Origin of the sequence: Synechococcus sp. Cu2B8-bc1011 (assembly GCF_047302735.1) — a bacterium.
Lineage (GTDB): Bacteria > Cyanobacteriota > Cyanobacteriia > PCC-6307 > Cyanobiaceae > Synechococcus_C.
Window position 1 is genome coordinate 15,039 of record NZ_CP138915.1, and the last position, 12,466, is coordinate 27,504.

A 12,466-nucleotide genomic window follows, 5' to 3' on the forward strand; every position below is an offset into this window, starting at 1 on the left:
CCGTTCAGGCAGCACGCTCAGTCGCTGCATTGAGCCCGCTGGATTCGGCAGCCGCGGCCTTGAGCACCTGATCCGCCTCCGCCACAGGGAAACGATTAATCGCGGTTAAGGCCGCACGGGCGTTCTTGCGAAGCTGCTCACTAATCGCCTCGCAATATGGGACCTGGGCCAGTAGGTCCACCGTGCGCCGCATGATCCGCACCACATCTCCTTCATCCAAGGAGGTGTTAGCGATCAGGTCATTCCAGGTCGTCCCCTTGGCCCAAGCCTCCACCAATCCCATCAATTCAGGCTCCCACCAGGCTGGGACCACCACCTTGAAGCGCTCCTGAGCGCGCAGAAGCTCCCGACGGATGCCTGACAAATCATGCAGGGCCTCTTCGGCAAGGGGAGGCGCCGGAAATGCACTCCAAAGATCTGGACGATTCACCTCCGTGCTGATGGCCTCAAATACGGCAGCCAGTTCTGCTGGAGGCAACTCATCGAGATGGCCGCTCATCAGTGCCAAACCAAGCCAGAGCTCGTTGTCGCCACGAAGAGCGGCAACCGTGCGACCGATCTCCGTTGGTTCCAAGTCATCGAGGCAGCCAAAGTGCCTCAAGATCTCAATCAGAGCCAAAAATGTCTCCCAGTGCCGGTTGGAACGGTGATGGAGTAATTGCTGGCGCTCACCGATTTCATGTTCAAGATCTTCCATGCGTCGCCGGTGCTTCTTGAGTTGCTTGCGATCGCCCCAGCGGTGAGCCGGATGCCCCTCCAGCTGATCTTCCAACTCCCGGACCAGGCGAACTTGAGACAACACCTCTCCCGCCAAGTCGTACTGAGCTGTGGTCATGTCATGACGACGTGCCATGTGCGCCACCGCCAAAGCCAAACCACCGCTGTCTTGATCGCCATGACGGAGCTCACCGGAACGGCTGAGATCAGGAGGCGCCACGCCATCAACCTGCAAACAACTCAATTCCGCATGCAAGCTCACGACGGCCTGACAGGGCAATAACAACCAAACGTTGTCCTGGGTTAAGCAAAGCAGAAGCGGAAACTGCCCGGGGCCATCGCATTTGTCAACGATCACAGCCGGGGTGACCCCACCACGAAGACGAGGTGACTTGAGGCTCACCAACGTTCCCAAGCTCGAAAACTGAAGAGCGGTCGTGAGTTCATGGGCCAGGGTTTCTTCAGCCTGCTGCTGAAGAATCCTGAGCAGACGTCTTTCTTCGCGAAGACGGCCGCGCTGTTTTTCATAGTCCTCAAAGTCTTCCCACGGAACGTCACCAGCCGTGCCTTGAAGTTGAGCCAGCTGCATCCGCAACTCAGCCAGATGTTCTTCTTCCTCGACCAAATCCAAACTGGCGAGGTAGCGGCCAAAGCTGCGCTCTACCAGCTCTCTTGCTTTGGCTAAGTCATGACGCTGCAACAGGTTGAGCACCATGCCGTAGCTGGGGGTGAATTGACTCACCAATGGATCAGAGGGGCTCGTGGCCAACTGGGCCGCCTCACGCACCCCCTCAAATCGACTCTGAACGGTCACCACATAACCCTGCGTGTCTAAGCCGCGACGACCCGCGCGACCAGCCATTTGCAGAAATTCACTGGCCATCAGGGGGCGATGCCCCCGTTCGGTGCGCTTCGAGAGCGAGGCGATCACAGTGCTGCGCGCCGGCATATTGATGCCGGCCGCCAATGTTTCGGTGGCAAACACCACCTTCACCAACCCCTGCTGAAATAACGCCTCGATGAGCTCTTTCCAAGCCGGAAGCACTCCGGCGTGATGGGATGCAATCCCGCGCAGCAACGCATCCGCATGAAGGCCGTCGCGCACAGCCTCAGGATTTGCGGCGGTGTAAGCCTCAAGCCGCTCACGGATGATGGCCTGCTCGGCCTCCGTCACCAAACACTGCACCCCAAGGTCGCGAACGGCCTTGTCACAACCACGGCGACTGAAGATGAAATAGATGGCGGGGAGCATCTCCCGTGCCGCCATTTGCGCGACCACAAAACTGATCGGTGGTGCTTCCGGCTGCGGCGGCCTTGGCGAACGGCCTTTGCGCTTGTGCCCTTTTGGAGCACGCCAAACCTTGCAATTCGGATGAATTCCAGTTCCCTGTTCATTTAAAAGTTGATGGAGACCTTTAGCGCTACAAAAACTGAACTGCAGCGGCACCGGACGAAAATCACTCAGCACCAGACGCGTCGGACCGTGCACCTTCTCGATCCAATCGGTTAGTTGCCCCGCATTGGCGACGGTGGCGGACAACGCCACCAGTTGAACGGAAGGGGGACAGTGAATGATCGATTCTTCCCAGACGGTGCCCCGCTGAGAATCATTCATGTAGTGGCACTCGTCGAGCACGACCGACTCCACATCCGCTAGCGGATCGTCATCACCATCCGCTTCGGCATACAGCATGTTACGAAAGATCTCGGTGGTCATCACCACCACTCGAGCCTCGCGGTTAACGCTCAGGTCACCCGTCATCAAGCCAACATTGTCCGCTCCAAACTGTTCGCGAAAATCGCGCAACTTTTGATTGGATAAGGCTTTGAGAGGTGTTGTGTAAAAAACTTTTTGGCCATGGGCAATCGCCCGATGAATCGCGTACTCGCCTACCAGAGTCTTGCCAGATCCCGTGGGCGCACTCACCACAACGGAATGCCCTTGATTCAAGGCATCAATCGATTCCAACTGGAATCCATCCAAAGGGAATGGAAATAGCTGGGAAACATCCGGTGACACCATCGCTGGATCCTAGGGATTGCGCGAGCAGGGAGCAGCAAACTGACCAACATGAGCAGCCCGTCTCAAGCACGCCGACGTCAGCTCCGAACCTGGAGGCCCAATCCAGATGGATCAGGGCTTCTTCCGGTCAACGCGATCGATCAAGGAGATGAAACGCCATGTTGTCTGGTGGATTTAGCCAGCAACGACTATCTCAATCTGGCTCGGCACCCTGAGCTCATCTCGGCTGCGACCGAGGAGATCAACCGAAGCGGAGTGGGCGCCGGTGGGTCCCGGCTGGTGAGCGGCAGCCGCCCGGTGCATGACCAACTCGAACAACGGCTAGCGCACTGGTTAAATCGAGATCGCGTTCTGCTCTACCCGAGCGGCTTTCAAGCCAATCTTGCCGCCGTTCTTGCGCTCGCGGACCGCCATACGCCAGTGCTAGCGGACAGGCTCTGCCATCACTCCCTACTCACAGGAGTGCAAGCCAGTGGGGCGCGACTGCAGCGCTTTGCCCACAACGACCTCATCGATCTGAACCGCAAGCTGGAGCGGTGCCGGGATCGACACCCAGGGCACAAACCGCTGGTGATCACAGAAAGTCTCTTCAGCATGGAGGGAACCAGTCCCAACCTGAGTGCCATGGCAGAGCTCTGCTCGAGCCACGCTGCCCGACTCCTAGTCGATGAAGCCCATGCCCTGGGCGTCTTGGGAGATGGAGGACGTGGCCTCAGCCATGCCCTGCCAAACAAGACAGTGACCCTGCTCAGTGGCACCTTTGGGAAGGCCTTTGGGAGCGGTGGAGCGTTTCTGGCCTGTGATGCAGACCTCGGCGAAACCCTGCTCCAAACCAGTGGCGCTTTTCGTTACACCACGGCGTTAGCACCACCCCTTGCCGCAGCAGCGCTCGCAGCGTTAAGGCTGATACAACACCATCCCCATTGGTCGGAAGAGCTCATAGCAACGAGCCAACAGTGGCGCTCCGCGCTCGCTGCTGCGGGATGGACGCGTCCAGGCGGGACAGGTCCGATTCTCCCCCTGGTCATCGGTTCAGACCAAGCAGCTCTCGATCGCCAACAGATCCTCGAAGCCGCCGGGCTTTTGAGCATTGCGATCCGCCCCCCCACCGTTCCTGAAGGCACGTCCCGACTCCGTCTGGTGGTGCGTCGGAGCCTGCCCGATGGGACATTGGACGCACTGCTGCACGCCCTCTCTCTGGGCTCGTAGATCCCGATGAAACAGGTGATTGCCATGCACGGCTGGGGCGAAGACAGCCATTCATGGGTGCCCTGGATCCGGCATTTCAAGCCTCACTGTTGGTCTTGGCAAAGCGGTGAACGGGGGTATGGCAACCGCCAAGAGCACATGCCCTTTTGGCAAGACGATCAAGATCCCTTAGAGCTGCAACGCCGCGTGGTGATTGCCCACTCCCTAGGGCCGCATCTGCTCCCGGATGCCGTGTTCACCAAAGCCACCGACGTGGTTTTGCTCGCAAGTTTTTCCAGATTTGTTCCGCAAGGACCCAAAGGTCGAGCTCTCAAAACTGGTTTGAAGAGCATGCGCCGATGCCTTGATAGCGAAGCTGAAGCTGAGATGCTCACAACCTTCTTAAAGCGGGCAGCAGCGCCATCGCCACCAGACCGCCTCCCACGCGGCCCCATCCATGAAGGACTGTCGAGGGAGGGCCGTGAACGCTTAACCGACGACTTAGATCGGCTCATCGCAAGCGCAGAGTTACCGCTGGGGCTGCAAGCAACAGCAAGAGTGCTGGTCGTAGAGGCAGCCCAAGACGCGATTGTGGTGCCAGCCGCAAGACAAGAGCTGCGCGATGCCGTTCAGACCCGACTGCAGCATCCAGCAGAACACTGGTGCCTACCCGGTAGCGGGCATGCATTGTTGGTGCCAGAGCTGCTGATACGAATCCAGCGATGGCTTGATCAGGCTCCTGGAGAGACATGAGCAACACCTGGGGGGCCAAGGTTCTACGCAGCTTCGATGGCGCAGCAACCCAATACAACCGGGCCGCCCGTCTCCAAACAGCGATGGCCTGGCGACTCGCCGGGCACTGCCAACGGCTCCCAATTCCATCCGGACGATGGCTGGATCTCGGCAGTGGAACAGGATTGCTTGCCGATGCCATCGAACAACGGAACCCCGGCAAGGTCGTGGAACGCATCGATGGAAGCCCCTCCATGCTGGCCCGCCACTCCCGTCCAGACCAGACTCAGCTTTGGGATTTAAATCAACCCTTCCAATTCTGGGACAACGCTCCAACCCTGATCACCTCCAGCTTCTGCCTCCACTGGTTGTCCGACCCAGGTACAACACTGAGGCACTGGTTCGATTGTCTAGCTCCAGGTGGCTGGTTAGTTGTGGCGCTGCCGGTTGCAGGTTGCTTCCCGCAGTGGCACGAAGCGGCCCGCCAAGCGGCAGTCCCCTGCGCAGCTCTGCGTTTCCCAACAACCAGCGCGTTGACGGCCTCGTTACCGAAACAGCAGATCAGGCAACAACAACAGCTCAACTTCAGCGAACAAGCAAGCCATATCACGGCTCTATTGCGGCCTATGCAGACCATTGGCGCCGGCACCAGCACCCGCTCAGCTCTCAGCGTGAAGCAGTGGCGTCAACTAAGCGCCCACTGGCCTGATCGTTCAGAGGAAGGGCAGGTCAGATTGACCTGGTTAATTCAAATCCTGGTGATCGAGCGATGAACACGCCTCCCCTTCGATTGGTGATTTGCGGAACAGACACCGATGTTGGGAAAACCATCGTTAGCGCCCTCTTTGTTCAAGGCTTAGAGGCCAGCTATTGGAAGCCAGTCCAAAGCGGCACGGAAGGTGGTGGTGATCGTCAACGGGTCATCGATCTTCTAGACCTTCCAAAGGAGCGATGGAAAGAAGAAGCCTATGCATTCCAAGCCCCCGTTTCTCCGCACTGGGCTGCCGAACGAGAAGGGCGATGCATTGACCCCAACCAGCTCCAATTGCCATCAACAGATGGACCGTTGGTGGTGGAGACCGCTGGAGGTCTGATGGTGCCACTCACACGCCACTGGCTGCAAATCCAACAACTCGAACGGTGGCAGCTTCCAGTGGTGTTGGTAGCCCGTAGTGAATTGGGTACCTTGAACCACACGCTTCTCAGCCTGGAGGCATTGAGAAGACGGAACATTCCGATCCTTGGGCTGGTGATTAATGGCCCTCCCCACGCCGACAATCCCCACACCCTTAACGAACTCGGCAAGGTCCCGTTGCTGTGCGAATTCCCACCACTGGAGACACTCAATGCCGCAGCTCTTGCCAGGCAATGGCATGTTCAGAACGTGAAAGCTAAGGTCGAAACCGAGATCAATCGTTTACGGGCTTCGAGATGAATCGCCATCAGACCGGAGTCGCCGTGGCTGTTGCCCTTCTTTGCGCGGGGATTTTAGTGTTATTTACTGACGTCGAAGTTGGACTTGTGCGCTGGATTAACTGTGGCCCGATCGCTACGGAATCAGAACAAAACAGTGAAATGTGCCGCTGAGCTCATCAGAAACGAATTAATCCACTGGCAACTGTAATAACGAAGTGCCTCAGCATCACCATCCACACCTCTGGCCTCCGTTCACCCAGGTCTCCACAACGCCTCCCTTAGAGAGAGTGCTTCGAGGAGAAGGAGCCCTTCTGTACCGAGATGAAGGACCTCCTTTAATTGATGCAATTAGCAGCTGGTGGGTGACCTTGCATGGCCATGCCCACCCCCATATCGCGCAAGCCATTGCTCGTCAGGCCGAGACTCTTGAGCAGGTCATTTTTGCCGAATTCACCCATCCTCAAGCCGAACGCCTTGCCGATCGGTTGGCAGCTAAAACCGGGTTAGAGCGAGTCTTTTTTTCAGACAACGGATCCACCGCAGTGGAGGTGGCACTCAAAATCGCCATTCAGTGGTGGCACAACAAGGGAGCACCAAGGCAGCAGATCATCGCCTTCGACGGTGCCTATCACGGAGATACGTTTGGGGCGATGGCTGTGGGAGCTCGCAGCCTGTTCAGTGAACCCTTTGACCCGCTGTTGTTTCCGGTCGCCCGCATCCCATGGCCTGCGACATGGTGGGACGACGATCACGTCGAACAAAAGGAACTAACAGCCCTTAATCAGCTCGAAGAAGCCCTCAAAACACCAACCACAGCTGTCATTCTCGAGCCGCTTGTCCAAGGTGCAGGCGGCATGAGCATGGTGCGCCCCACCTTTCTTCAAGAAGTGGAAAAGCGCGTTCGCAACGCTGGAACCTTGTTGATCGCCGACGAAGTCCTTACGGGCTTTGGGCGTTGCGGCGATTTTTTGGCGACTCAACGGGCCGGAGTCCAACCTGATGTCGTGGCGTTGTCCAAAGGACTCACCGCTGGATTCCTTCCTATGGGCATCACCATGGCCAGCGGCGCTGTCTTCGACGCCTTCGTTGGCAAGGACCCGAGCGTGACCCTTTGGCATGGCCATAGTTTTACCGCCAACCCCCTGGGGTGCGCTGCAGCGAACGCAAGTCTGGATCTACTCGAAGAAGAGCCTGACAAGTATCTGGAGTTCGAAGCGAGGCATCGATCGCGCTTAGAGGTGTTGGCACGGCATCCAGGAATCAGGCGTGTGCGCCTGACGGGGACGATCGCAGCCTTTGATCTCGTCGTCACCGACCAAGAGGGCTACCTCAACCCTGCTGGGAAGGTCCTGCGCAGGCTGGCGAGAGAACGGGGTGTCCTGGTGCGGCCTCTTGGCCAAGTGGTGTACCTGCTTCCTCCGCTATGCATTAGCGATGAGCAGCTCGATCACTGCTACGCCGTTCTCCACGAAGCGCTCGACCGTTTGCAAGAGCATGAAGTAACGATCTGAACAAGCCCGAGCTGAGCCCTCAGGGACCCAGCCGCAGGGCAGCCTCGACGTCGGCACGGGACAGTCCGTAGGGAAACACGCAAGGGCGAGGTGCTTCCGTTGGGCTCCAGATCACCGCGAGATCCGTTTGTTGCAGACGGATCTCAGCCGTCCATCCCTGTTCCTGCCAGGACCAGCCACACGGATCATCCGCCAGCCGCTGCGCTCCAAGCTGCTGGAGCCAATGCTCAAGAGCCTGCAGCGAATGCTGATTTAAAGGAGTTTCTGCTGGAGGCATCGACACCATCAAGGACATCCCGAATCAACGGCTCCTCTTGAGTCTGCTCGGCCACCAGCCAACTGGGCTGAACCTGAAGCTCCATGCCCCGACTCCAGGCCACTCCGACTGCCAGCGATACACACAAAAGCAAGGCCCCAAGCAGCATCAACAGTGACAACCACTCCCCTCCTGAGAGTGGTCTTCGCTCACCAATGGCCGTTGAAGAAGACACTGCAGGAGAGGGCAGCGGAGCGTGCTGCTGTTGCCAAAGCTGATCCTGCTGGATGAGTTGAGCGTCATAAAGCCGACGCAACGAGGGATCAGCCAACTGGTCATAGGCCTCACGCAACAGCTGGAATTGGCGAGCTGCCTCAGCGGCAGGCAACGTTGTGGTGTCTGGATGCACCGACTTACTGAGACGTCGAAAGGCGCGACGCAAGGTCTCGGCGTCCACGCCACGGCCCACTCCTAACCGTTCGTAATGGGTCGTGGCCGACATCACGTCCTGTTCGAGCCGAATCACGAAGGTGCATTGTAGGAAGAGTCGCTGCCCTGGCAGCCATGCCAGAAGCAAACAGCTTTTCTGATGCCGGGCCTGACCTATGGCACTGTCTGGGCTGGCAACCCAATGACACCCAGCTCTCGCAACTCAAAGAGCTACAAGCCCTGCTGCGCCATTGGAACAGCAAGGTGAATCTCACCCGTTTGGTCGAGAACGAAGAGTTCTGGATCGCCCAGGTCTTTGACAGTCTTTGGCCTCTCGACAAAGAGCTACGCACCCCCGATCTATCGCGTCGCTGCATTGATGTAGGCACTGGCGGCGGGTTTCCTGGCCTCGCTGTCGCCATCGCCCTACCGGGGACCACACTCACCCTTGTTGATTCAGTCGGTCGCAAAACTGCTGCAGTGGAATCAATGGCCAACTCGCTTGGTTTAGAGGCTCGCGTGGACGTCCGCACCGAGCGCGTTGAGGTGACAGGTCAGGAGCGGTCCTGTCGTGGGACGTTCGACTTAGCGATGGCCAGAGCCGTGGCCACACCCTCAGTGGTAGCGGAATATCTCGTGCCCCTTCTGGCCCATCAGGGTCAGGCGCTGCTCTATCGCGGCCACTGGAGTGATGACGACGAAGCGAAACTGAAACGAGCCTTGGTTCCCCTCAAAGCCAAACTTGCGGACTGCAAGCAGATCAACCTGCCAGCTGGACGGGGGCTGCGCACGTTGGTTCGCATTGAGCCCCTGGCTCCCTGTCCCAAGAGCTATCCCCGCCCAGTAGGGCTACCTAGCCGTCTGCCCCTGGGCGATCAGGCTGACGACAAACGTTCCTGAGGAACGCCACCAACCCGTTGCTTTAAACCCCTCAGCAATCCTGGGATCGTTTCAGCCCATGGGCTTTGGTTCAAAACAGCCCGGAGGTCTGTCTCGCTGACCTCCTGATCCAGAGCGTCAGCATTGGCACCAGGAGCCCAATGTCCTGCATGACCAAGAATTCCATAACGCGCCCTGGCATAACTCTCCAAATCCCAAGCCTCAATCAAATTGTGAAGCCAGAGCAACACAGGAAGATTGATGTTCCCTGGCGTGTCTTTCCAATGGGGCAAACCTTCACGCCAAGTCATCAGCCAAGGCTCACCAAGGGCCTGTAGAGCTTGCGTCTGCAACCGATCTTGAATCGGGGAGATCAGCGCTCCAGCGGTATCGAGTTGCTGGACAGCCTCAAGATGCAGATCAAGATCACTCGGCCTGGACGCTCCAACACTGATGGTGTGAACCCGCGGGTCACGCAGACAAAACAGATCGTTAAACACGATCGGGTGCAGGGGAGCGCAGAGCTGCTTCAACAGCAGCGAAGGGGTATGGAGATGGCCACCCTTGTCGGTGGGACTAATGATGAACACGCCCATGTCATGGCGTTGGGCGGCGACCAACGCAGGTTCGTTGTCTTGCCGGATGTAGTACCAATGCAAATTCACATAATCGAATGCATCAGAGTTGATCGCAGCTTCGATGACGCTGGTTTCAGCATGAGTCGAAAAACCCACATGGTCGATACGTCCCTCTTGCTGCCAGCGGCGCACCACCTCCATACAGCCGCCTGGACGCAGCGTTTGCTCCAGATGATCCAACCTGTTGATGCCATGAATCGCCAGCAACTCAATTCGCCGAACATTTAGGCGCTCCAGGCTGAGTTCGAGCTCGGCTTCAAACATCGCAGGGTCGTCCCGAGGGGGCACCTTTGTTTGAAGGATGCGATCTGGATCAGGTGAATGGGGGAGGGCCCAGCCAAGTTGCCGCTCGGAGCTGCCGTAATGCCGAGCTGTTTCCACATGGTGAAATCCAAGCTCCACCGCACGGTGGAGTGTCGTCTGCACCGTGCCTTGAGCCTCCTGAGTAATTACCTCAGCCTCAAGATCCGACCAACTCTGCTGAAACCTCATCCCCCCCAGGGACAGGACTGGCATTGCTAGCTCTGTGCGACCAAAGCGTCGTGTTGGCAAAGCCAAGGAAGCCTGTGATGCCATCGAGTTCAGTCTTGAGGCTGCCGAGGAAGAATGCGTCTTGGACGAGCAGGTGAGGGAAGCCCGAGCGGTAGAAGCTCCTGAGCGTCGAGCTGCGCTTGGAGCCCCTTGAGGTCATCAAAGGCAACCCAGTGAATGCAGTCCACGGGACAGGTTTCAATGGCCTCTTGAATCCGCGCAGAACTGTCCCCGTCCTGGCGAATCGCACGCGATCGCCCCAAATTGGGCTCGATGATGAAGGTGTTGCAAGCCACATGAGCGCAATACCTGCAGCCAATACAAACAGCCTCATCAACCCAGACCGCTTTTTCAGCGAGAGCACCACCCAAGACGGGTTCCATCCCAGAGCATTGATGATCCTCAAGAGAGGAGGCGCTGTAAGCAACGGCGGGATTACCGGAGGAGGCATTCACGGGTTGATCGTCCACCCGCTGTGAATCAGGCATCCCAACGGGTAACGACAAGCTCGATCGATCCATCCTGACAATCACGCTGCTCGGCAACGTCAAAGCCCTCGGAAAGGGAAGCTTTCAACACCGTGTTGAGGGCGTAGCGCTGCGTGAGACGAGACAAAAAACGCTCAATTGGCACGGACTGGCGCCACAAATCCAGGTCGGTCACAAACTCATAGGCACCGTTGGATTCATTCCATACGAAGCCGAAATCAGCAGACTCCTGAAGGGTGACCGCCAATTCAGCTTCCACGGTTTGGCCGCGATATCCGCGTACGGGATGACCTCCCTGTTTGGGCTCATACCCAAGGTCTTCGAGGGCAGAGACTAATGACTCACGCTGGCGAAGTTCCGTTTTGACAGTGCTGAAATGGGACATCAGGAGGGCTCGACGAACTGGGACTGGGACTGTGCTTGGGTTGTGACGTAGGCATCAGACGTTGGCTGACGGCGTTCCACCGTGCCTAAAACTGATTCCAAACGTTCCGTCAGTTGCAGACAAGCGTCACCGACAACGCCTTCCACCTGCTCCTCGACGCGACCGTCTGGACGAATTCGGAAACGAAGCGTGCGCTCAGGCATGCACCACACCCAACAATGAACAGATGTTAAAGGCGATATCGCGAAGCTGATGGGTGGTGGTGTCAGTTCGTCCGATCAGCTGAACAATCCCTCGTCCATCAAGGTTTGAAGTCGATCCAAAACATCGGGGGATTCCATCTGCTCGAGAGCCGTGCGGGCTTCATCGCGAACAGACCTTTCACAATCGTGCAAAAGCGCACGCACAAACACCTCAATCACCTCGAGGCGACGGGGTTCCACAAGATGCTCGAGCAGGCGACCCAGAGCCCAGATGCAATTGCTTCGCACCACGGATTCAGTGTCGATTCGCAAGCTAATCAACAACTGGCCAGCCGCTGGATCTGCTTTTGCAGCAGAGGTCACTCCAGCTTCAGCAAGAGACACCGAAGCCCACAACCGCACCGCAGCCACATCGGTCTGCAGGGCACGAATCAAGGGATTCAGCACAGGTGCATCGGGATAATTCCCAAGGCTCCAGGCCGTGGCTTTGCGCACATAGGCATTGCTGTCGTCTTGCAGCAATTTCAAAAGGGGCCCCACAGCAGGGGGAGAGGGATTGCGACCAAGCGCGTAGACGGCGCTCATGCGCACCACGGGACACACCTCATCGAGGAGCGGCAACAGCAGGGGAACCGAACGGGGATCTCGATGTTCACAAAAAACACGCAAGCCTTGGAGCTGCTGATCATGCCCCTGCTGCAACCAGTTCAGGGCCTCATCACATTGCCGGATGGCCTCTAGAGCATCCTGCTCTGGATCGTCAAGATCGATTTCATCAAGAGGATCACCCACCTCTTCAGCTTCAAGCTCACGGGCGAGCACATCGGGATCGATGGCCAGATTGGCCACGCGTGGTTCACGATCCAGGGGCGGGCGATCGGTCATGGCATTGATCGTAGAAGCATCAGGTCAACTGACCGGAGCTGGAGCAAGCATGTCACCAGGCAACCAAATGCGTGCACTCACCGCAAACAGAGCGAGGCCAAATAAAGCCACGATCAGAACAGGAAGAATGGTGCTGCGAAAAAAACTCACGGTTCCGGTTTTCAATCCATTGTGAAGGGTGACTA

The 12,466-nt window shown here is 57.7% G+C and carries 16 protein-coding genes; 7 read left to right on the forward strand and 9 right to left on the reverse strand.

The genetic code is table 11. The annotated features are described in order from the left end of the window. Positions 1 to 4 precede the first annotated feature (4 nt). Positions 5 to 2,740, reverse strand: coding sequence for a DEAD/DEAH box helicase (locus tag SIC18_RS00085; RefSeq protein ID WP_413429874.1), 2,736 nt, complete (start codon positions 2,738 to 2,740; stop codon positions 5 to 7). Between the two features lie 48 nt (positions 2,741 to 2,788). On the opposite strand from SIC18_RS00085, the gene SIC18_RS00090 reads away from it, so the two are divergent. Genes SIC18_RS00090 through bioA form a run of 6 tightly spaced genes read left to right on the forward strand, consistent with a single transcriptional unit; the run spans position 2,789 to position 7,587 of the window. After that, the gene (locus SIC18_RS00090; protein ID WP_413429875.1) at positions 2,789 to 3,949 is read left to right on the forward strand and encodes an aminotransferase class I/II-fold pyridoxal phosphate-dependent enzyme; all 1,161 of its coding nucleotides are present in this window, start codon (positions 2,789 to 2,791) and stop codon (positions 3,947 to 3,949) included. Positions 3,950 to 3,955: 6 nt separating this feature from the next. Beyond that, positions 3,956 to 4,681: an alpha/beta fold hydrolase gene (locus SIC18_RS00095; RefSeq protein ID WP_250395336.1), complete on the forward strand. Its 726-nt coding sequence runs from the start codon at positions 3,956 to 3,958 to the stop codon at positions 4,679 to 4,681. After that, positions 4,678 to 5,433, forward strand: a complete 756-nt coding sequence (locus SIC18_RS00100) for a methyltransferase domain-containing protein (RefSeq protein ID WP_048347173.1) — start codon at positions 4,678 to 4,680, stop codon at positions 5,431 to 5,433. Before SIC18_RS00095 ends, SIC18_RS00100 begins: the two co-directional genes overlap by 4 nt. Next, positions 5,430 to 6,095, forward strand: coding sequence for a dethiobiotin synthase (gene bioD / locus SIC18_RS00105; protein WP_048347174.1), 666 nt, complete (start codon positions 5,430 to 5,432; stop codon positions 6,093 to 6,095). The genes SIC18_RS00100 and bioD overlap by 4 nt, the downstream gene beginning before the upstream one ends. Continuing rightward, positions 6,092 to 6,247, forward strand: coding sequence for a hypothetical protein (locus SIC18_RS00110; protein WP_245407130.1), 156 nt, complete (start codon positions 6,092 to 6,094; stop codon positions 6,245 to 6,247). Before bioD ends, SIC18_RS00110 begins: the two co-directional genes overlap by 4 nt. A 44-nt stretch (positions 6,248 to 6,291) precedes the next feature. Continuing rightward, a complete protein-coding gene (gene bioA / locus SIC18_RS00115) occupies positions 6,292 to 7,587 on the forward strand; it encodes an adenosylmethionine--8-amino-7-oxononanoate transaminase (protein ID WP_048347175.1) in 1,296 nt (431 codons plus the stop codon). Between the two features lie 19 nt (positions 7,588 to 7,606). Here the strand turns inward: bioA and SIC18_RS00120 are convergent, their stop codons facing one another. Next, complete coding sequence (locus SIC18_RS00120) at positions 7,607 to 7,864, reverse strand: DUF3143 domain-containing protein (RefSeq protein WP_157028605.1); 258 nt, start codon at positions 7,862 to 7,864, stop codon at positions 7,607 to 7,609. Then, the gene (locus SIC18_RS00125; RefSeq protein ID WP_048348306.1) at positions 7,815 to 8,345 is read right to left on the reverse strand and encodes a J domain-containing protein; all 531 of its coding nucleotides are present in this window, start codon (positions 8,343 to 8,345) and stop codon (positions 7,815 to 7,817) included. The genes SIC18_RS00120 and SIC18_RS00125 overlap by 50 nt, the downstream gene beginning before the upstream one ends. 62 nt (positions 8,346 to 8,407) lie before the next feature. On the opposite strand from SIC18_RS00125, the gene rsmG reads away from it, so the two are divergent. Next, positions 8,408 to 9,172: a 16S rRNA (guanine(527)-N(7))-methyltransferase RsmG gene (gene rsmG, locus SIC18_RS00130; protein ID WP_048347176.1), complete on the forward strand. Its 765-nt coding sequence runs from the start codon at positions 8,408 to 8,410 to the stop codon at positions 9,170 to 9,172. On the opposite strand, the gene SIC18_RS00135 is transcribed toward rsmG, so the two are convergent. The 6 genes from SIC18_RS00135 to SIC18_RS00160 form a co-directional block, all read right to left on the reverse strand. Next, positions 9,148 to 10,365, reverse strand: coding sequence for an aldo/keto reductase (locus tag SIC18_RS00135; protein WP_413429876.1), 1,218 nt, complete (start codon positions 10,363 to 10,365; stop codon positions 9,148 to 9,150). The genes rsmG and SIC18_RS00135 overlap by 25 nt on opposite strands. 5 nt (positions 10,366 to 10,370) lie before the next feature. Then, positions 10,371 to 10,808: a 4Fe-4S domain-containing protein gene (locus SIC18_RS00140; protein WP_413430589.1), complete on the reverse strand. Its 438-nt coding sequence runs from the start codon at positions 10,806 to 10,808 to the stop codon at positions 10,371 to 10,373. Next, positions 10,801 to 11,193: a DUF1257 domain-containing protein gene (locus SIC18_RS00145; RefSeq protein WP_048347179.1), complete on the reverse strand. Its 393-nt coding sequence runs from the start codon at positions 11,191 to 11,193 to the stop codon at positions 10,801 to 10,803. Before SIC18_RS00145 ends, SIC18_RS00140 begins: the two co-directional genes overlap by 8 nt. Continuing rightward, complete coding sequence (locus SIC18_RS00150; RefSeq protein WP_048347180.1) at positions 11,193 to 11,396, reverse strand: DUF2997 domain-containing protein; 204 nt, start codon at positions 11,394 to 11,396, stop codon at positions 11,193 to 11,195. The genes SIC18_RS00145 and SIC18_RS00150 overlap by 1 nt, the downstream gene beginning before the upstream one ends. 75 nt (positions 11,397 to 11,471) lie before the next feature. Continuing rightward, positions 11,472 to 12,281 (reverse strand): HEAT repeat domain-containing protein, encoded by an 810-nt coding sequence (locus tag SIC18_RS00155; protein WP_048347181.1) that lies wholly within the window; start codon positions 12,279 to 12,281, stop codon positions 11,472 to 11,474. Positions 12,282 to 12,305: 24 nt separating this feature from the next. Next, a complete protein-coding gene (locus SIC18_RS00160) occupies positions 12,306 to 12,431 on the reverse strand; it encodes a hypothetical protein (RefSeq protein ID WP_255321986.1) in 126 nt (41 codons plus the stop codon). Positions 12,432 to 12,466: the final 35 nt, after the last annotated feature.

Excerpts from the sequence above, each read along its gene's own strand:
- SIC18_RS00140 (WP_413430589.1), bottom strand. The coding sequence starts at position 10,808 with ATGCCTGATTCACAGCGGGTGGACGATCAACCCGTGAATGCCTCCTCC.
- SIC18_RS00150 (WP_048347180.1), bottom strand. The coding sequence starts at position 11,396 with ATGCCTGAGCGCACGCTTCGTTTCCGAATTCGTCCAGACGGTCGCGTC.
- SIC18_RS00090 (WP_413429875.1), top strand. The coding sequence starts at position 2,789 with ATGAGCAGCCCGTCTCAAGCACGCCGACGTCAGCTCCGAACCTGGAGG.
- SIC18_RS00095 (WP_250395336.1), top strand. The coding sequence starts at position 3,956 with ATGAAACAGGTGATTGCCATGCACGGCTGGGGCGAAGACAGCCATTCA.
- SIC18_RS00085 (WP_413429874.1), bottom strand. The coding sequence starts at position 2,740 with ATGGTGTCACCGGATGTTTCCCAGCTATTTCCATTCCCTTTGGATGGA.
- SIC18_RS00135 (WP_413429876.1), bottom strand. The coding sequence starts at position 10,365 with ATGGCATCACAGGCTTCCTTGGCTTTGCCAACACGACGCTTTGGTCGC.
- SIC18_RS00145 (WP_048347179.1), bottom strand. The coding sequence starts at position 11,193 with ATGTCCCATTTCAGCACTGTCAAAACGGAACTTCGCCAGCGTGAGTCA.
- SIC18_RS00100 (WP_048347173.1), top strand. The coding sequence starts at position 4,678 with ATGAGCAACACCTGGGGGGCCAAGGTTCTACGCAGCTTCGATGGCGCA.
- bioD (WP_048347174.1), top strand. The coding sequence starts at position 5,430 with ATGAACACGCCTCCCCTTCGATTGGTGATTTGCGGAACAGACACCGAT.
- SIC18_RS00120 (WP_157028605.1), bottom strand. The coding sequence starts at position 7,864 with ATGCCTCCAGCAGAAACTCCTTTAAATCAGCATTCGCTGCAGGCTCTT.
- SIC18_RS00125 (WP_048348306.1), bottom strand. The coding sequence starts at position 8,345 with ATGTCGGCCACGACCCATTACGAACGGTTAGGAGTGGGCCGTGGCGTG.
- SIC18_RS00110 (WP_245407130.1), top strand. The coding sequence starts at position 6,092 with ATGAATCGCCATCAGACCGGAGTCGCCGTGGCTGTTGCCCTTCTTTGC.
- SIC18_RS00155 (WP_048347181.1), bottom strand. The coding sequence starts at position 12,281 with ATGACCGATCGCCCGCCCCTGGATCGTGAACCACGCGTGGCCAATCTG.
- rsmG (WP_048347176.1), top strand. The coding sequence starts at position 8,408 with ATGCCAGAAGCAAACAGCTTTTCTGATGCCGGGCCTGACCTATGGCAC.